Here is a 17,706-nt window from a genome sequence, read left to right on the forward strand (position 1 = left end):
CCGAGGAGGGGCGCTGCCGAAAGACCCATGCTTGCCAGCCCGCCCACCGCAGGTGTAGGAAAGGGGCGCGTCGGCGCGTGAGAACGGCTTGCCGCCGTGCAGCACGGGTGAGAATCCGCGGATGCATCCAACCAGCAGCACCTCATTCCTGCAGTCCACCATCAGGCCCGCCCTCATGGCCGCAGCCATCGCGGCGCTTGTCGCAGGCTGCGCTTCCGCACCGCCCGGATCGGCAACGCAGCCGCCGGGCACCACAGCGGGTCAGCGGCCCGCAACTGCGCCCACGCCCGCAGCTACGGACACTGCCGCGCTCGAGCAGCAGCGCTTTGCCAAATGGGTCGCAGACTTCCGCGCCACCGCACGCGCATCCGGCATCAGCGAGGCCACCTTGCGAAGCGCCTTCGACCAGGTGCAGTTTCTTCCGCGGGTGATCGAGCTGGACCGCGCCCAGCCCGAGTTCACGCGCACGGCCTGGGACTATCTCGACAACACCGTCTCGCCCCAGCGCATTGCCACGGGCCAGGACAAGCTGCTGCAGGTTCGCGCCGAAGCCGATGCGGCGGCCGCGCGCTACGGCGTGCCGGGCACCATCGTCGTTGCCATCTGGGGTATGGAAAGCAACTACGGCGGCAACTACGGCAGCACGCCGGTGATCGACGCGCTGGCCACGCTGGGCTTCGAGGGGCGGCGGGAAGACTGGGCGCGCCGCGAACTGCTCGCGGCGCTCAAGATCCTCGACAGCGGCGACATCGCGCGCGACCGCATGATCGGCTCCTGGGCGGGTGCCATGGGCCAGACCCAGTTCCTGCCGTCGAACTTCCTGGCCTACGCGGTCGATGCCGACGGCGACGGACGCCGCGACATCTGGGGCAGCATGCCCGACGTGGTGGCCTCGACGGCCAACTTTCTCTCGCGCTCGGGCTGGCAGGCCGGCATGCCGTGGGGCGTGGAGGTCAAGTTGCCGGCGAGCTTCGACTACGGCCGCGCCGACATGGCCGTACGCCAGCCGAGCACGCAGTGGGCGGCCGAGGGAATCACGACGATGGACGGCCAGCCGCTGCCGGAATTTGCCGACGGCTCGGTGCTGCTGCCCGCGGGCGCACAGGGGCCGGCCTTCCTGGTCGGGCCGAACTTCCGCGCCGTGCTGCGCTACAACAACTCGACCAACTACGCGCTCGCCGTGGGCCTGCTCGCGCAGCGCCTTGGCGGCGGCCCCGACGTGCAGACGCCATGGCCAAGAAGCCTGTCGGCGCTCTCGCGCAGCCAGATGGTCGAGTTGCAGACTGCGCTCACCCAGCGCGGCTTTGCCACCGGCGCGGCCGACGGCGTCATGGGCCCCGCCACGCGCGAAGGGCTGCGCCGCTACCAGCGCAGCGTCGGCCTGCCCGCGGATGGCTATCCGAGCGCGGAGCTGCTGCAGCGCCTGCAGCAACAACCCTAGCGGGCACCGTTAAACTGGGGCCGGGTGCGGGGCCCTTGCTTCTGGTTGGCGGCGCCGCAGGTTCATGCGATGGTCGGGCCGCCACGCGGATCAGCCACGCCACCCTCCCATGCAAGAGCCCACCATCCAGTACGTTGCCGCAGCCATCTTTGCCGTGGCGCTCCTCCACACCTTTGCCGCCAAGCAGTTCGAGCGGCTGTCGCACCGCTTTCCCCGCCATGCCGGCCTGTTCCACCTGCTGGGCGAGGTGGAGGTCGTGTTCGGCTTCTGGGCCATCGTGCTCGTGCTTGCGATGGCCCTGCTGGTCGGAGGCGGGCCGGCGCTCGGCTATGCGGAGTCGCGCAATTACACCGAACCCCTGTTCGTCTTCGTCGTGATGGTGGTGGCCGCCTCGCGGCCCGTGCTGCGCACCGTCATGTCGGGCGTGAGCCTCATTGCGCGCGTGCTGCCGCTGCCCACGCCCGTCGCGGCGGCATGGCTCGGGCTGGCCGCCGTGCCGCTGTTGGGCTCGCTCGTCACCGAGCCCGCGGCCATGACCATCGCGGCGCTCATGCTCGCGCCGCAGATCTTCAGGCCGCAGGTGCCCGAAGCGGTGAAGTACCTCGCGCTGGGCGTGCTGTTCGTCAACGTGTCGATCGGCGGCACGCTCACGTCGTACGCCGCGCCGCCGGTGCTGATGGTGGCCTCGACCTGGCAGTGGGACAGCGCCTTCATGCTCGCCACCTTCGGCTGGAAGGCAGCCATCGCCGTGCTCGTCAACGCCACCGTGGCCACCTTCGTGCTGCGCAAGCACCTGCCCGCCGCATCGGCCGCGGACGCGGCGCTCTCCGAAGCGCCCGTGCCGCCCGCCGTGGCCCTGGTGCACCTGGTGCTGCTGGCCGGCATCGTGCTGTTCGCGCATCATCCGGTCGCGTTCCTCGGGCTGTTCCTGATGTTCCTCGGATTCACGCAGGCCTACGAGCGCCACCAGAGCCCGCTGATCATCAAGGAAGCGCTGCTCGTCGGCTTCTTCCTGGCCGGGCTGGTGGTGCTGGGCGGCATGCAGCAGTGGTGGCTGGAGCCGGTCGTATCGAGCCTGCAGCCGCTGGCCTTGTTCTTCGGTGCGCTGGGCCTCACGGCCATCACCGACAACGCGGCGCTCACCTACCTGGGCTCGCTGATCACGAACATCTCGGACGAATCCAAGTACATGCTCGTCGCCGGCGCGGTGGCCGGCGGCGGCCTGACGGTGATTGCCAACGCGCCCAATCCCGCGGGCGTCGCGCTGCTCAAGCGCGGCTTCTCCGACGAGACCATCGGCGCTGGCGGACTGCTGCTGGGTGCGCTCGGGCCCACGCTCGTGGCCGCCGCGGCCTTCATGCTGTTGTAGCAGTGGAACCGCGCGCGGCGCGGATCGAAAGGAGACAGGAACATGCACGCGTTCTTTCACATCGGTCCGGCCGCAGGCGCGGTGCTCGCAGCGGCCCTGGCCATCGGCGGCTGCTCTTCGCACGGCGACGCCGTTTCATCCAGAAGCGCGAGGGCCGAGCCGCCGCCCACCGATTGCCGCGCCTGGGTGGGCGTCGACCGCAACCACGAGCTGCCCGGCTACCGGCTGCGGCAGCCCGATGGCCGCACCGTCTGCGTGCCGTTCGGCGTCAACGCCTACCGTCCGCCTGCGGGCTATGCCGGGAGCGACTACTACGTCGATGAATTCACCGATGCGCGCCTGAAGGAGCGCTGGCGCGCCTGCAAGGACGATGCCGCCTGCTTCGCGCGGATCGATGCGCAGATGCAGCGCTGGCTGCCGCCGAACAAGGCGCGCTCGACGCGCTCGACCGGCGTGGTCGATCCCTCCGGCAGGATCGATCCGGAAGGGCTCGTCGACCTGCGGCAGATCCGGCGCCCGGCCTTCTTCGCCAAGGCGCCTTATGCGGAGGCCATTGCGCGCGCCGATGGCAGCACCTTCGTGGTCGAGTTCACCGTGCCGCGCGACAGCTTCGAGCGCCTTGACCTGAAGATGGCCGATCCGGTCAAGCTGCGCGGCTGGTACATCGAGGGCCGCGGCGTCGACGACGGCAAGGGCGGCAGGATGCGCGCGCTGGTGATCATGGCGCCGGGCGGCGGCGGGCAGCTCACCGCGATCCAGCACCCCGACGAAAAGCCCTACCGCATCGACCCGGCCACGGGCCGCGCGGTCGAGGTCAAATTCCCGAACGCCACCACCGAGACCATGGGCCAGCGCTGGTGGCGCGAGAACCTCGATGCGCTCCACCAGGCGGGCTTCGACGTGCTGGCCTACGACCGGCGCGGCGAGGGCATCTCGGGCGGATTCAGCGACACCCACACGCTGGAGCAGGGCGAGGACGTGTTTCGCGTGCTCGCGCAACTCGACACCGGCCAAGGCCTGCGGCTGCTCACGCCTGACGGCCGCGTGCTCGAGGGCAGCGAGGCGGTAGGCAGGCTGCTGGGCGGCATGAAGTCGACGCGCATCCCGATCCTGCTCGGCGGCTATTCGCGCGGCTCGATGTCCACGGCCTGGGCCATGGCCAAGAACTTTTCGGGTGCGTGCAGCTACGACATGCCGGTGCCCGAATGCCAGCCGCCCAAGGGGCTTTCGAACATCAAGGGCGCGATCCTGCTGTCTTCATTCGCGAGCGGCGCGGGCTACCTGCCGGCATCGCCCGACCTGGCCGACCGCAACCTGTTCCTCGGTGGCATGGCGGCGGACCATCACATCCTGTTCTATCCGAACTCGGCGCCGCTCGCGGGCATGCACAAGTGGCCGGCCGCGTTCTTCGGCAAGGGCCTGTGGGACCGTGCGGAAACACTGCAAGGCACCGTGGCAGCCTACGACCGCATCCCTGGTGCACGTGAAATCGTGGTGGCCCGCGCACCCCATTCGATCGAGACCTGGCCGGACGGCGACAGGCAGTATTTGCGCGAGCGGATGGTGGCCTTCGCGAAGGTGGCGATCACGGGCGGCACCACCGTGCCGGGCGCAAAGCCCTGGTCCAACCTCAAGGAACTGGTCGCGACCACGCCTGATTCGTGGGAGTCGTCGTCGAGGCCGAAAGAATGAAGCGCGCCGCGATACTTGGGCGTGCAGCGGCAAACACCCTGGACGTGCGGACTGGTTGATGAGCCCCGCCGCCTACGCTCCAAACAGCATGGCGGCGAGTGCCCAGCTTGCCCAAAGAGCTGCATAGCCGGTGCCCCAAAGCCCACACACAAAGGCGACGGCGTACACGATTCGGCGGCCGACCCCTGGCGCATGAGGTACATGGCGCCAATAGATCCATGCGGCCCAAGGCAGGAGGATCAAGACTTCGATCAAGAGGGTAAGCGTCGGCGCGAACCTTCCCAACAAAGAGAACGCGCTGCTCCCGACGAAGCCGGCCAGCACCTGAATCAACGGCGAGGCAATGACCCATAGTGCGACATGCAAACCGAGCCGCCAGCCAGCCTTCATCGCAGTGCCTCGCCTTTGAAGAAGTGCAGGGGCATGGGTTGCTCCCATCCGGGAGTCTGGTAGCCAGCCACGCGGACATCCGGCACGTAACCCATCAGGCTTCGCAGAAGCGCCGTCCATGGAGCGTGAAGCTCGGCTCCGAGTGCTGTGCGCGCCCGACCGAATTGGTGTCCGATGACATTGTTCTCTCCCTTTGATTGGCCAGTTGCCCTGGCTCATTCGCCGCATGATATCGAACGATCCGGCCGGTTCGGTCGCGCAGCCGCTTGACTTGCCATCCATGATGTTGGATATTCCTCCGACATCATGGAAAATCAGCCATCCAGCCTCAACGATCGCATCGCGCAGCGCGTGCGAGACCTTCGCGCCGACCGCGGCCTTTCTCTCGAGGCGCTCGCGGCGCATTGCGGCGTCAGCCGCTCGATGATCTCGCTCATCGAGCGGGGCGAAAGCAGCCCGACGGCGGTGCTGCTCGAAAAACTTGCGACCGGCCTCGGCGTTCCGCTGGCGTCGCTGTTCGATGTACCCCTGCCCGAGCCAGGACCGGTGTCGCGGCTGGCCGACCAGCCGCAATGGCGTGATCCGCATTCGGGCTATGTGCGCCGCAACGTGTCGCCCGGCGGCTCCGCATCGCCGATCCATATCGTCGAGGTTCTTTTTCCGCCCAAGGCGCGCGTGGCCTACGAAACCGGCGCGCGGGAACCCCAGGTTCACCAGCAGGTGTGGGTGCTCGAAGGAAGCATCGAAGTCACGCTTGGCGACGATCGCCACCGGCTCGGCGCGGGCGACTGCCTGGCGCTGGTGCTCGACCGCCCCACCAGCTATTACAACCCCACGCGGCAGATCGCGCGCTATGCCGTCGTGATCGCCACCTCGCCTTCTTCCTGGAGATGACATGACAAAGCCAGCAGCAACCCCCGCGCCGCGCATCCGCGTTCTCTCCAGCGTGGACGACGCACATGTCCGCCAGCTGGCCGACGTGCTCGTCGACTGCGTCGAAGGCGGCGCCTCGGTCAGCTTCATGCTGCCGCTGACACGCGAGCGCGCACTGGCCTTCTGGCGCCACGTGGCCGAGGGCGTGGCAGGCGGAGAACGCGCACTGTTGGTGGCCGAAGACGCGCAAGGCATCGTCGGCACGGTGCAGCTGGTGCTCGCACAACCCGAGAACCAGCCGCACCGCGCCGAGGTCTCGAAGATGCTCGTGCACCGGCGTGCCCGCCGCCAGGGCATCGGCGCACTGCTGATGCAGGCCGCCGAGCAGCTGGCCCGCGAATACGGAAAGACCCTGCTCGTGCTCGACACCTCCAGCGCCGAGGCCGAGCGGCTCTATGCCCGGCTCGGCTGGGCGCGCGTGGGCGTGGTTCCGGGCTATGCGCTGCTGCCCGGCGGCGAGCCCTGCGACACCACCTACTTCTATCGCACGCTGCCGGATCAGCGCGTGGCACCGCAGGTGCGGTAGGCCGGGTTGCTGTTGCCTGCGGCGCGTGGCGCCGGTGCCGCAGCGGCCCTGCGGTTCACGGCCGTATGCAGCAGCAGCCCGCCGACCACCATCGCCATGCCGGCCAGCTCGTGGGCCGAGGGCAGCCTGCCCATCGCAACGCCCATCAGCAAGGCCGACACCGGAACGAAATTCAGGAACGCCGTGCCGGTGACGGCACCCAGCGTGCGCACGCCGTAGTTGAAGGCCAGCACGGAGATGGCGGACGGCACCAGGCCCACGAACAGCAGCGCGTGCCACGAGAGGCGCAGGCCCTCGGCAGTGGGTGCATGGCTCGCGCCGAAGGCGGTGGCGATCAGCGCGCCCGCCAGCAGCAGCGGCCAGGAAGCCAGCACGGTGAGGGCCGAATATTCGACCACGTCGAGCGTGGGAAAGCGCGCCGCGCCGCGCGTGTACCAGATCCAGCCCAGCGTGCCGGCAAAGGCCACCGCGTCGCCGAAGAGCGTCGAACCGGCGGATGAAGCGCCGCCGAAGACAAGGCCCGACACCATGGCGACGCCCGCGAGCGCCAGCGCCGTCGCCAGCAGCGCCAGGCGCGCGGGCCGCACGCCGTCGAAGGCCCAGCGCACCAGTTGCGTGGTCATGGGCGTGGTGGCCACGATCACCGCGCCGTGCGAGGGCACCGAATGCGCGAGCCCGACGAACAGCATCACGCTGAAGACGCCGAAGCCCGCGGCGCCCCGCAGCGCCAGCGGCAGCGCGTGCAGGCGCAGCTTGCGCCAGGGCGCCGCGCCGCGCGGCAGCAGCAGCGCAGCGAACAGCAGGGCCGACATGCTGTAGCGGATCAGCGTGAGCCACACGGGCTCGACGTGCGGCAGGACGTCCTTGCCGACAAGGAACATGGCGCCCCATCCGGAGGTGGCGAGCAGCAGCGCGGCAATGCCGAGCGGGCGTGGATTGGCGGTGAACATGGTGTGCGAGCCTCGTTGCATTGAATCGATGGCGCCAAGCTTCGGCTTTTCCGCGCGGTGCGGCCATTCGCTTCTTTGGACGGGGGTCTCCGAAAAAACGAACGGACGCGGGCCGCGCCAGCGCTCACAATTTGGGCCATGGAGCTCTACCAACTGAAGACCTTCGTTGCCATTGCGAAGGAGGGCAGCCTCACCCGCGCCGCCGAGCGCGTGTTCACCAGCGCGCCGGCCGTCAGCGCGCAGCTCAAGGCACTGGAGGACGAGCTGGGCGTGAAGCTGTTCGAGCGTACGCCGCGCGGCATGGTGCCCACGCAGGCCGGGCGCAGCCTGCTCGAGGAAGCCGAGCGCACGCTGGCCTCGGCCATGCGCATGCGCTCGGCCGCCGAACAGCTGCGCGGCGCGGCGCAGGGCGTGGTGCGCTTCGGCACCGTGGTCGATCCGGTGGCCTTGAGGCTCGGCGAGGTGCTGGTCAAGCTTGCGGAGCGCCATCCGCAGGTCACGCTGCAGCTGCGGCAGGGCCTGTCGTTCGAGACGCTGGCGGCGGTGCAGCGCGGCGAGCTCGACTGCGCCTACGCGCTCAGCGACAGCGAGCAGGTCGAAGGCATGGAGCTGCTGCGCCTCGTTCCGGTCGAGCTGGTCGTGGCGCTGCCGCTGCCGGTTTCCGAGGCCCACCCCGGCCTCACGCTCGATGAACTCACCCGCCTGCCATGGGTGGGCACGCCGCCCTCGTGCATCCTGCGCACGCACCTCGAGAAGCTGTTCGCGGGCGCCGGCCGCGACTACCGGCAGGGCCGCACGGCCGACAGCGAAAGCGCCGTGCGCAGCATGGTCGCAAGCGGCATGGGCGCGGGCCTGCTGCGGCTCGACCAGGCCGAGCAGGGCGAGCGCAACGGCGAGCTTGCGATCTGGAACGGCTGGCGCTCGCGCACCTGGCTTTGCTGGCTCGCGGCGCAAGGCCGGCACGCGAGCGCCGTCGAGGCGGTGCGCAGCGCGGTGCTCGAAACCTGGACCTGAGCGGCGCGCGTAGAGGCCGCCGAATTTGCAGCGGGCGCGCGCGGCCTGTCATCATTCGCGCCTGCAATGACCCAAGAACCGACTCTCTCCATGGATCTGTTGAACCGCGCCAGGCAGCTCCTGGCCGCTCCGGACGGCACGCTGCCCGGCGCCGCCGCCACACCCGAGGCCGGCTGCGTGGTGCTGATTGCGCTGGGCGACGGCGCGAGCCGCGCGCGCGTGGTCGCCGGGCGCGCCGAAAGCGCCGAGCAGGCCTGGCAAAAGGCCAGCGATGCGGCGATTGCGCTCGCGCAGCGCATCGGCATGCAGCCGCGCCGCGTGCGCGTGGAGCTGGTCGACCAGGTCGAGCCCATGAGCTGGGGCGCGCTGAAGGACCGCCTGGCGCGCACCAAGCGCAACTACTTCAACCAGGGCGTGTCCCTCGATGCGGCGTTTGACGCGGCGCTGCTCGCGCCGGAGATCAACGGCAGCGCCATCTTCTACAACGGCACGGTGGGCCATGCCGAGCCCAATCCGGGCAACCTGCGCCTTCATGCGAAGCGGCGCTTCGGTGTCGAGCTCGATTTTCCGCAGGACGACGCGGCGCCGGTGTGGTGCTTCACCACGCGCGCGGCCTATGCCGACGCGGAGGGCGCGTGGCCCATCACCCCCAAGGGACAGGCGGCGGGCTACCGCACGCTGCCCGAGTGGGGCGCCGGCCAGGTGCGCAGCCTGGTGGACAGCGCGAGCGACTATCTCGCGGCACAGATCAAGCCCACGGGCGAGTTCCACTACGGCTGGTTCCCGTGCTTCGACCGCGCGATTCCCACCTACAACACCTTGCGCCACGCGAGCTCGACCTATGCGCTGCTCGAAGCCTGGGAGCTGACCCGCAGCGACAGCCAGAAGGCGGCCATCGACCGCTCGCTGTCGCTGCTGACGCAGCGGCTGATCCGCCAGGCCGAGCTGCCCGGCGGCACGCGCGCGGCCTACCTGCTGGACATCGGCGACGAGGTCAAGCTCGGCGGCAATGCGGTGTGCCTGCTGGCGCTCGTCAAGTACACGGAGCTCACGGGCGATCCGCAATACCTGCCGCTGATGGAGCAGCTCGCGCTCGGCATCCAGGCCATGCAGGATCCGGCCACCGGGCGCTTCGTGCACGTGCTGAACTACCCGTCGCTCGAGGTGAAGGACGCATTCCGTGTCATCTACTACGACGGCGAGGCCGCCTTCGGCCTGATGCGCCTGTACGGCCTCACGCGGGACGAGCGCTGGCTCGCGGTGGTCGAGAAGGCCTTCGAGCATTTCATTGCCGCGGAGCACTGGCGCGCGCACGACCACTGGCTGAGCTACTGCGTCAACGAGCTCACAAGGGTTCGGCCCGAAACGCGCTACTACCAGTTCGGCCTGCGCAACGTGGCCGACTACCTGGACTTCGTGCTGGAGCGCATCACCACCTTCCCGACCCTGCTCGAGCTCATGATGGCCGCGCGCGAGATGGTGGAGCGCCTGGCCGCCGACCCCGCGCTGCGCCCGCTGCTCGAAGGCTTCGACCGCGCCAAGTTCGACCGCGCGCTCGAGCATCGCGCGCGCTACCTGGCCAACGGCTACTTCTGGCCCGAGCTCGCGATGTTCTTCCGCAACCCGGACCGCATCGCCGGTTCGTTCTTCATCAAGCACCACAGCTTCCGCGTTCGCATCGACGACGTGGAGCACTATTTGTCCGGGCTCATTGCCTACTGGAAGCACCGTCGATGAACAGCAGCAGCAATATCACCACCCGCGAATTCGGCCGCATGCCCGACGGGCGCGTCGTGACCGAATACACCCTGGACAACGGCCGGGGCCTGCGCCTGAGCGCCATCAACCATGGCGGCATCGTCACTGCGTTGCACGTGCCGGACCGCCATGGGCACAGCGGCAACATCGTGCTCGGCCTGCCGAGCCTCGCCGATTACCTCGGCCCGCATCCGCACCTGGGCACCATCGTCGGGCGCTACGCGAACCGGATCGCGGGCGGGCGCTTCACGCTCGATGGCGTTGCGCACCAGCTCCCGCTGAACAACGGCGCCAACACGCTGCATGGCGGGCACCAGGGCTTCGGCACGCGCTTCTGGCAGATCGAGCCGGTGCCGGCGGACAGCGCGGCGGGCGACATCGCCATCGAGCTTCGCTACACCAGCGCCGATGGCGAAGAGGGTTTTCCGGGCGAGGTGCAGGTGACGGTGCGCTACGCGCTCAGCACCAGCGAGAACACCTGGCGCATCGACTACCGCGCCGTGGCCGACCGGCCCACGGTGCTGAACCTGAGCCATCACGACTATTTCAACCTCGCGGGCGAGGGCGCGGTGCTGGACCATCGGCTCACGATTCCCGCGAGCCGCTACTGCCCGGTGGATGCAGGCCTGATTCCGCTCGGCCTCGCGCCGGTGGACGGAACGCCGTTCGACTTCCGCGCAGCCACGCCCATCGGCGCGCGCATCGATGCGCCGCACGAGCAATTGCGCGTCGCTGGCGGCTACGACCACAACTGGGTGCTCGACCGCGGGCCCGACGGCCTCGCGCTGGCGGCGCGGCTCGAGCACCCGCCGTCCGGGCGCGTGATGGAGGTACACACGACCGAGCCGGCGCTGCAGTTCTATTCGGGCAACTTCCTCGACGGCAGCCTGCGCGGTGCCGATGGCGAGAGCTTGCGGCGCGGCGCGGGGCTGTGCCTGGAAACACAGCACTGCCCCGATTCGCCGAACCAGCCGGACTTTCCTTCGACGGTGCTGCGGCCGGGAGAGGTGTTCGGCAGCAGCACGCTTCACCGCTTCGGCATTTCCTGAACCGTGGCCGCAACGAGCTTGCGGACCACCGGCAGCACCACCAGCAGCGACGGAAACGCGACCAGCCAGGAGACGCCCCAGGCGCTCATCCACATCTGCAGGAGCCCGCTCGCGAGCCCCACGCTCTTGAGCGTGGAGACGCCGGCGACGATGCAGGACATGAAGACCGAAAGGAAAAACGGCATGACGATGCCCGCATAGCGGGCGGGAAGTTTTCTGCGGTTCATGGGCGGGCCAGCTCCTGGATGTATTGGTTCAAGGTACGCGGCTCGCGGCCGAGGATCGCCCGCAGCGTCAGCGGATTTCCGCCGAGCCCGTGCGCGGCATAGTGCGCGTGCACCCTCGAGAGCAGCAGGCGCTGGCGCTCGTCGTAGGGCGGATTGGCCCGCGCAACCCAGTCGCCGAAGCTCCATTGCTCGGCCGACACCGGGCGCCCCAGCGCCTCGCTGGCCATGCGCGCGATTTCAAGCCGGTTGAAGCGGTCCGGCGCGCACAGCTCGAAGCTGCCGAAGGCGAGGTGGTCGCCCGTCAGCGCGAGGGCGGCGACTTCCGCCACGTCGCGAAAGTCGACCCGGGCGATGCGCGTGGAAACGGGGTAGGGCTCGGCAAGCACGCCGTCCTTCGCGATGGCGGGCCAGGCGGCATCCAGGTTCTGGAAGAAGTTGGCGGGATGCAGCAGCGTGTATTCAAGATCCGATTCGAACAGCGCCGTCTCGACCGCGACCTTGCTCGCATGGTTGGCGAGCGTGGCGTGCGTGGGCTGGATCACCGAGGAGAAAACGAACTTCCGCACGCCCGCGCCGGCGGCTGCGGCCACCATGTTGCATCCCATCCGTGCTTCGTCGGGCTGGAAGGCGGGGCCGATGTGGAACACGCCGCCGGCGCCCGCGGCCGCGCGCGCAAGGCTCGCCGGGTCGCGCAGGTCGCCGATGACCGCTTCGGCCGCGCCGTTGCCCAGGGCGGCGCGTGCGCCTTCTTCGTTGCGCACCAGCGCGCGCACCGCGGCGCCGCGCGCCAGCAGGGCAGACACCACCCAGTGCGCGACCCGGCCGGTCGCGCCGACCACCAGTACGGTGGCTTTTCTTTGCTCTTGCATGCATCTCTCCTTCGGTTGAGCGGTTCAAGACCGCGGCCGAAGAACGATACGAATTGCCGAAAAGTTTGAGAATCCATGCAAATCGACATAGACCTTCATTCAAAACGGAAAGATCTCATGGAGCAGATCCAGGACATCCGGGCCTTCGTGGCCATCGTCGACCACGGCAGCCAGAGCGCAGCGGCGCGGCACCTCGGGCGCTCGGTCCAGTCGGTCAGCCGCTCGCTCGGCGCGCTGGAACGCAGCCTCGGCGTGCAGCTGCTCCGGCGCACGACGCGGCAGTCCTCGGTCACCGAGGTCGGCCTCGCCTACCACCGCCGCGTGCAGGCGGCGCTTGCCGAATTCGATGCGGCCGCCGCCGAGGCGAGCAGCCAGCTCGCATCGCCCAGGGGACTGCTGCGGATTGCCGCGCCGGTGCAGTTCGCGCCGGCTTTCGTGGTGCCGCTGATCGCCGCCTTCATGCGGCGCTATCCGGCCATGGAAGTGGAACTCACCGCCTCGGACCGCTTCGTGAACCTGATCGACGGCGACCTGGACCTCGCCATCCGCATCGGCGAACTGCCCGACTCCGAACTCGCCGCCCGGCGGCTCGGCGGCTTGCGCATGATCGTGGCGGGCGCTCCGGCGTATTTCGAGCGCCATGGCCGCCCGCAGCGGCCCGAAGACCTGGCCGGCCACCAGTGCCTCGTGCGGACCACGCACGAGACCGATGCGCACTGGCCGTTCACGATCAACGGCAGGCCAAGGCGGGTCAAGGTCTCGGGGCGGTTCCGGGCCGACAACACGGCGGCCATCTATGCGGCCGTGACGCAGGGCCTGGGCCTGTGCTTCACGCCGCTCTGGCAGATTCGCCATCTGCTGGAGGGCGGCCGCGTCGAACTGGTGCTGACCGATTTCGAACCGCCCGAAATACCGGTGCACGTGGTGTGGCCCGCCGCCAGGGGAAGCCAGGCAAGGGCGAAGCTGTTTGCGGACTTCGCCGCCGAGAACCTGCCTAGGCCTTGACGGCCGCCGCGCCGAACTCGGCCGCGGGCAGGCCCGGGCTGCCGATGCGCACCGCGAACAATCCGCCGGCCAGCGGCTCGGCCTCGAGCTGTTCGGCCGTGAGCCCGCTGCGCGCGGTGCTGATGTAGAGCGTGCACAGGTCCTCGCCGCCGAAGGCGCAGTCCGTGACGTTGCTCGCGGGCAGTTCGATGCGGCACAGCTCGGCGCTGCTCACCGGGTCGTGGCAGCTCACGCAATGGCCGCCCCAGCGCGCAATCCAGAGGCGGCCGGCCGCGTCGGTCGTCATGCCGTCGGGCAGGCCGTCGCCCTCGGCGAAGCGAAGCCACACCCGCTTGTTGCCCACGGTGCCGGCCGTGCTGTCGAAGTCGTAGGCATAGACGCAGCCTTCGACCGTGGCATTGAAGTACATCGTGCGTTCGTCGAGCGACCAGGTCGGCCCGTTGGTCACCGCAAAGCCGTCGTCGTGGCGCGTGCAGCGGCCGTCGGCATCGAAGCGGTAGAGCGCGCCGGTCGGCGCCACGCAATCGAAGTCCATGCTGCCGCCCCAGAAGCGGCCCTGCCGGTCGCACTTGCCGTCGTTGAAGCGGTTGCCGGGCCGGTCGGGCTCGGGCTGGTGCAGGTAGCGCGGCGCCGCATCCACCGCGGGGTCGAAGAAGGCGAAGCCGCGGCGCATGGTGACGATCAGCCCCGGCGCGTTCGCGCGCTCGGCCAGCGCGGTGATCTCCTCGTCGAACTGCCAGCTGCGCCGCGCGCCGCTGGCCGGATCGAGGCGGTACAGGCGGCTTTCGAGGATGTCGATCCAGTAGAGCGCCCGTTCGCGCGGCGACCACAGCGTGCCCTCGCCGAGCGTGGCGCCCGCGGGCCACAGGCACTCGGGTTGGCCGAGGATCGATGGCACGCCTAGGGGCGTGGGAGTGGATGCGGTGCTTCCGGTCTGGGTCATTTGTTTTGCGCCTTTGTTGTCTCTGTCCTTGACGCGGCGGATCGTATCAAGGCATATTGATAATAGAAACCAAACTATTTGGCATCAAGTGATATTGATTTTGCAATGTCACAGCCAGCTCTCTGGAGACACCCATCTTGAAGGATTCCCCGCAGCTTTCGATTCATCCCAGCCTGAAGGGACGCACGGTGTTCGTCACCGGCGGCGGCAGCGGCATTGGCGCGGCGATTGTGGCCGCGTTTGCCGCGCAGGGCGCACGCGTGGCCTTCGTCGACATTGCCGAAGGCGCCAGCGCCGCGCTCGCGCAGCGCATCGAACAAGAAGGCCATGCCGCGCCATGGTGGCGCGCCTGCGACGTGCGCGACATCGGCGCGCTGCAGAAGGCCATTGCCGATGCGGCCGCCGAGCTCGGCGACTTTGCGGTGCTGGTCAACAACGTGGCAAGCGACGACCGCCACACGCTCGAATCGGTCACGCCCGACTACTACGACAACCGCATGGCCATCAACGAGCGGCCCGCGCTGTTCGCGATCCAGTCGGTGGTGCCGGGCATGCGGCGGCTGGGCTTCGGCTCGGTGGTCAACCTGGGCTCCACGGGCTGGCAGACCAAGGGCTCGGGCTATCCCTGCTATGCGATTGCCAAGTCGTCGGTCAATGGCCTCACGCGCGGCCTGGCGGTGGAACTGGGCCGCGACCGCATCCGCATCAACACCGTATCGCCCGGCTGGGTGATGACCGAGCGGCAGGTGCAGCTGTGGCTCGACGACGAGGGTGAGCAATCGCTCAAGCGCAACCAGTGCCTGCCCGACAAGCTGATGCCCGAGGACATCGCGCGCATGGTGCTGTTCCTCGCGTCGGACGACGCGAAGATGTGCACCGCGCAGGAGTTCACCGTGGATGCGGGCTGGACCTGATCAGTCCAGTTCCAGCTTGCGGCCGTAGACGCTGAGGCTCGCGGTCTTCAGCGCCTTCATCATCACCTTGGCCGCCGGCGACAGCAGCCGGTCGGTGCGCGTGATGATGCCGAAGGCGTCCATGTGGCAGGGCATGTCCAGCGGCAGCAGCGACACGATGCCGTGCGCGGCGTAATAGCGCGCCACGTCGGTCGCGAGCACGGCCACCATGTCGCTTTGCTGCAGCATGCGCGTGATGAAGAGCAGGGCTGAGCTCTCGATGATGTTGTTCGGCGGCACCAGGCCCTCCTCCTGGAACATCAGCTCGAAGCGGTGGCGCAGCACGCTGCCCGCGGGCGGCACGATCCAGCCGGCGCCCACCACGTCGCGCAGCGTGAGGCCGCTCATGCCCAGCAGCGGATGGCCGGGGCGCACCAGCGCACACACCGGCTCCTCGGCCAGCGCCTCGTAGCGCAGCTGCGACTTGTCGTGCTCGGCGAAGAGCCGCGCCACCAGGATGTCGAGCTTGCCCTGCTCGAGCCGCTCGATCAGCACCGCGCTGGTCTCGATCTCGAGCGACACGCGCAAATCGGGCTGCTCGCGCTTCACCATCGCCACCGCGGGCGGCATCAGCGTGAGGCCCGGCGCGGTGATGGCGCCCACGCCCACCTGGCCGAAGCGGCCGGCCTTGAGTGCGGTGAGTTCGTCGTGCGCCTGGTTCAGGCTGGCCAGCGCCACGCGGGCGTGGCGGATCATGGTTTCGCCGTACCAGGTGGGCCGCATGCCGCGCGGCAGCCGGTCGAACAGCGGCACTTCCAGCACGTCCTCCAGGTCCTTCAGCAGCTTGGAAGCGGCCGGCTGGGTCATGTTGAGCACCTGGGCCGCGCGGTGGATGTTGCCTTCCTCCGCCAGCGCCACCAGCAAGAGCAGCTGCCGCGTCTTGAGGCGCGCACGGATGAACCAGTGGTTGTAGTTGGTCATGTCTCGTGGGTTGTTGTTTGTGAGAGCTTTGTGCTCAGAGGGTTTTCCAGAATCCAGCGATTGATATGCATTTTGTCGAAAAAATGATTGGATTGATATCAATTCTGTTCATAGACTCGCCGCACTTTTCCAAAACGAGAGACAAGGTCGGCGCGCAGGTGATTCACGGCGAGATCCATCAGAACGTGCGGCAATACATCAACGGCCGCTGGGAAACCAGCGCGACCACCGGTGTGAGCGCCAATCCTTCGGACACCAGCGAAGTGGTGGCCGAATACGCACGCGCCGATCGCCGCCAGGTGGAATCCGCGATCCGCGCGGCCGCCGACGCCTTTTCCCACTGGAGCCACAGCACGCCGCAGCGCCGGGCCGACGTGCTCGACCGCATCGGCACCGAACTGCTGGCGCGCAAGGACGAACTGGGCCTGCTGCTGGCGCGCGAGGTCGGCAAGACCCTGCCCGAAGCGGTGGCCGAGGCGGCGCGCGCGGGGCAGGTGTTCAAGTTCTTCGCGGGCGAGGCGCTGCGCGGCGGCGGCGAGAACATGGCCTCGCTGCGCGCGGGCGTGCAGGTCGACGTCACGCGCGAACCGGTCGGCGTGGCCGGGCTCATTACGCCGTGGAACTCGCCGCTCGCGGTGCCGGCAACCAAGATTGCGCCGGCGCTCGCGCACGGCAACTGCGTGGTGTTCAAGCCCGCCGAATTGGCGCCGGCCTGCGGCTGGACGCTGGCCGAGATCATCAGCCGCGCCGCGCTGCCCGCGGGCGTGTTCAACCTCGTGATGGGCAGCGGCCGCGAGGCGGGCCAGGCACTGGTCGACAGCCCGCTGGTCGATGCCCTGAGCTTCACCGGTTCGGCGCGCAACGGCGAGCGCATCCTGCAGGCGGCCGCTACGCGGCGCGCCAAGGTGCAGCTCGAGATGGGCGGCAAGAACGCACTCGTGGTGCTGGCCGACGCCGATATCGACCATGCGGTCGACTGCGCGGTGCAGGGCGCGTATTTTTCCAACGGCCAGCGCTGCACGGCATCGAGCCGGCTGATCGTCGAGGCCGCGGTGCACGACGCGTTCGTCTCGCGGCTGCGCGATCGGCTCAAGGCACTGAAGATCGGCCATGCGCTCGAACGCGGCGTCGACGTCGGGCCGCTGGTCGATGAAGAGCGGCTGGCGCGCAGCCTGGCCTGGGTCGGCATTGCGCGCGAGGAGGGCGCCGAGCATGTGTGGGGCGGCGAGCCGCTGCAGCGCGCAACCGCCGGCCACTACATGAGCCCCGCACTGTTCCTGGCCACGCCCGGGCACCGCATCGCGCGCGAGGAAATCTTCGGCCCGCTGGCCTGCGTGCTTCGCGCGGCCGACTACGACGAGGCGCTGGCGCTGTGCAACGACACCCCTTCGGGCCTGAGCGCGGGCATCTGCACCAACTCGCTCAAGCACGCGATGCATTTCAGGCGCCATGCCGAAGTCGGCATGACGATGGTCAACCTGCCGACGGCGGGCGTGGATTTCCACGCGCCCTTCGGCGGGCGCAAGGGGTCGGGCTACGGGCCGCGCGAACAAGGGCGCCACGCCGCGGAGTTCTACACGACGGTCAAGACCGGCTACATGCTGGCCTGACCACCACGGATGGTTTTCATCAACAAGCAAGCACTCAGAAAGAAGGAGACATTCCA

Annotated in this window: 17 protein-coding genes; 11 read left to right on the forward strand and 6 right to left on the reverse strand. The window is 68.9% G+C overall.

The window, feature by feature from the left end:
* The first annotated feature begins 121 nt into the window (after positions 1 to 121).
* From ACAM54_RS04885 to ACAM54_RS04895, 3 genes are all read left to right on the forward strand, one after another.
* Complete coding sequence (locus ACAM54_RS04885; protein ID WP_145740813.1) at positions 122 to 1,441, forward strand: lytic murein transglycosylase; 1,320 nt, start codon at positions 122 to 124, stop codon at positions 1,439 to 1,441.
* Positions 1,442 to 1,550: 109 nt separating this feature from the next.
* Positions 1,551 to 2,810, forward strand: a complete 1,260-nt coding sequence (locus ACAM54_RS04890) for a putative Na+/H+ antiporter (protein ID WP_369650010.1) — start codon at positions 1,551 to 1,553, stop codon at positions 2,808 to 2,810.
* A 42-nt stretch (positions 2,811 to 2,852) separates the two neighbouring features.
* On the forward strand, positions 2,853 to 4,502 hold the full coding sequence (locus tag ACAM54_RS04895; RefSeq protein ID WP_369650011.1) for an alpha/beta fold hydrolase: 1,650 nt from the start codon (positions 2,853 to 2,855) through the stop codon (positions 4,500 to 4,502).
* Between the two features lie 72 nt (positions 4,503 to 4,574).
* Here ACAM54_RS04895 and ACAM54_RS04900 read toward each other — a convergent pair whose 3' ends face one another.
* Complete coding sequence (locus ACAM54_RS04900) at positions 4,575 to 4,892, reverse strand: hypothetical protein (protein ID WP_369650012.1); 318 nt, start codon at positions 4,890 to 4,892, stop codon at positions 4,575 to 4,577.
* A 306-nt stretch (positions 4,893 to 5,198) separates the two neighbouring features.
* Between ACAM54_RS04900 and ACAM54_RS04905 the strand changes: the two genes are divergently transcribed.
* Positions 5,199 to 5,786 (forward strand): helix-turn-helix domain-containing protein, encoded by a 588-nt coding sequence (locus tag ACAM54_RS04905; protein WP_192323104.1) that lies wholly within the window; start codon positions 5,199 to 5,201, stop codon positions 5,784 to 5,786.
* Between the two features lies 1 nt (position 5,787).
* On the forward strand, positions 5,788 to 6,351 hold the full coding sequence (locus tag ACAM54_RS04910; RefSeq protein ID WP_369650013.1) for an N-acetyltransferase family protein: 564 nt from the start codon (positions 5,788 to 5,790) through the stop codon (positions 6,349 to 6,351).
* On the opposite strand, the gene ACAM54_RS04915 is transcribed toward ACAM54_RS04910, so the two are convergent.
* Positions 6,324 to 7,301, reverse strand: coding sequence for a DMT family transporter (locus ACAM54_RS04915; protein WP_369650014.1), 978 nt, complete (start codon positions 7,299 to 7,301; stop codon positions 6,324 to 6,326). The genes ACAM54_RS04910 and ACAM54_RS04915 overlap by 28 nt on opposite strands.
* A gap of 138 nt (positions 7,302 to 7,439) precedes the next feature.
* Here ACAM54_RS04915 and ACAM54_RS04920 point away from each other — a divergent pair, with 138 nt between their 5' ends.
* The 3 genes from ACAM54_RS04920 to ACAM54_RS04930 all read left to right on the forward strand — a co-directional run bounded on the left by ACAM54_RS04920 (position 7,440) and on the right by ACAM54_RS04930 (position 11,122).
* Positions 7,440 to 8,315, forward strand: coding sequence for a LysR family transcriptional regulator (locus ACAM54_RS04920; protein ID WP_369650015.1), 876 nt, complete (start codon positions 7,440 to 7,442; stop codon positions 8,313 to 8,315).
* 90 nt (positions 8,316 to 8,405) lie between these two features.
* The gene (locus ACAM54_RS04925; protein WP_369650016.1) at positions 8,406 to 10,052 is read left to right on the forward strand and encodes a Mur ligase; all 1,647 of its coding nucleotides are present in this window, start codon (positions 8,406 to 8,408) and stop codon (positions 10,050 to 10,052) included.
* Entirely contained in the window at positions 10,049 to 11,122 is a 1,074-nt protein-coding gene (locus ACAM54_RS04930) for an aldose epimerase family protein (protein ID WP_369650017.1), read from the forward strand. The genes ACAM54_RS04925 and ACAM54_RS04930 overlap by 4 nt, the downstream gene beginning before the upstream one ends.
* On the opposite strand, the gene ACAM54_RS04935 is transcribed toward ACAM54_RS04930, so the two are convergent.
* On the reverse strand, positions 11,101 to 11,349 hold the full coding sequence (locus tag ACAM54_RS04935; protein ID WP_145740828.1) for a DUF2798 domain-containing protein: 249 nt from the start codon (positions 11,347 to 11,349) through the stop codon (positions 11,101 to 11,103). The genes ACAM54_RS04930 and ACAM54_RS04935 overlap by 22 nt on opposite strands.
* Positions 11,346 to 12,218, reverse strand: a complete 873-nt coding sequence (locus ACAM54_RS04940) for an NmrA family NAD(P)-binding protein (RefSeq protein ID WP_369650018.1) — start codon at positions 12,216 to 12,218, stop codon at positions 11,346 to 11,348. Before ACAM54_RS04940 ends, ACAM54_RS04935 begins: the two co-directional genes overlap by 4 nt.
* A gap of 117 nt (positions 12,219 to 12,335) precedes the next feature.
* On the opposite strand from ACAM54_RS04940, the gene ACAM54_RS04945 reads away from it, so the two are divergent.
* Complete coding sequence (locus ACAM54_RS04945; RefSeq protein ID WP_369650019.1) at positions 12,336 to 13,223, forward strand: LysR family transcriptional regulator; 888 nt, start codon at positions 12,336 to 12,338, stop codon at positions 13,221 to 13,223.
* Here the strand turns inward: ACAM54_RS04945 and ACAM54_RS04950 are convergent.
* On the reverse strand, positions 13,213 to 14,166 hold the full coding sequence (locus ACAM54_RS04950) for an SMP-30/gluconolactonase/LRE family protein (protein ID WP_369650020.1): 954 nt from the start codon (positions 14,164 to 14,166) through the stop codon (positions 13,213 to 13,215). The genes ACAM54_RS04945 and ACAM54_RS04950 overlap by 11 nt on opposite strands.
* A gap of 137 nt (positions 14,167 to 14,303) precedes the next feature.
* On the opposite strand from ACAM54_RS04950, the gene ACAM54_RS04955 reads away from it, so the two are divergent.
* Positions 14,304 to 15,080: an SDR family NAD(P)-dependent oxidoreductase gene (locus ACAM54_RS04955; RefSeq protein ID WP_369650021.1), complete on the forward strand. Its 777-nt coding sequence runs from the start codon at positions 14,304 to 14,306 to the stop codon at positions 15,078 to 15,080.
* On the opposite strand, the gene ACAM54_RS04960 is transcribed toward ACAM54_RS04955, so the two are convergent.
* On the reverse strand, positions 15,081 to 16,040 hold the full coding sequence (locus ACAM54_RS04960; RefSeq protein ID WP_145740835.1) for a LysR family transcriptional regulator: 960 nt from the start codon (positions 16,038 to 16,040) through the stop codon (positions 15,081 to 15,083).
* Positions 16,041 to 16,198: 158 nt separating this feature from the next.
* Here ACAM54_RS04960 and ACAM54_RS04965 point away from each other — a divergent pair, with 158 nt between their 5' ends.
* Positions 16,199 to 17,650, forward strand: coding sequence for an aldehyde dehydrogenase family protein (locus ACAM54_RS04965; protein ID WP_309924339.1), 1,452 nt, complete (start codon positions 16,199 to 16,201; stop codon positions 17,648 to 17,650).
* The last annotated feature ends 56 nt before the right edge of the window (positions 17,651 to 17,706 follow it).

The sequence above is a fragment of the Variovorax sp. V93 genome, assembly GCF_041154485.1.
Lineage (GTDB): Bacteria > Pseudomonadota > Gammaproteobacteria > Burkholderiales > Burkholderiaceae_C > Variovorax > Variovorax beijingensis_A.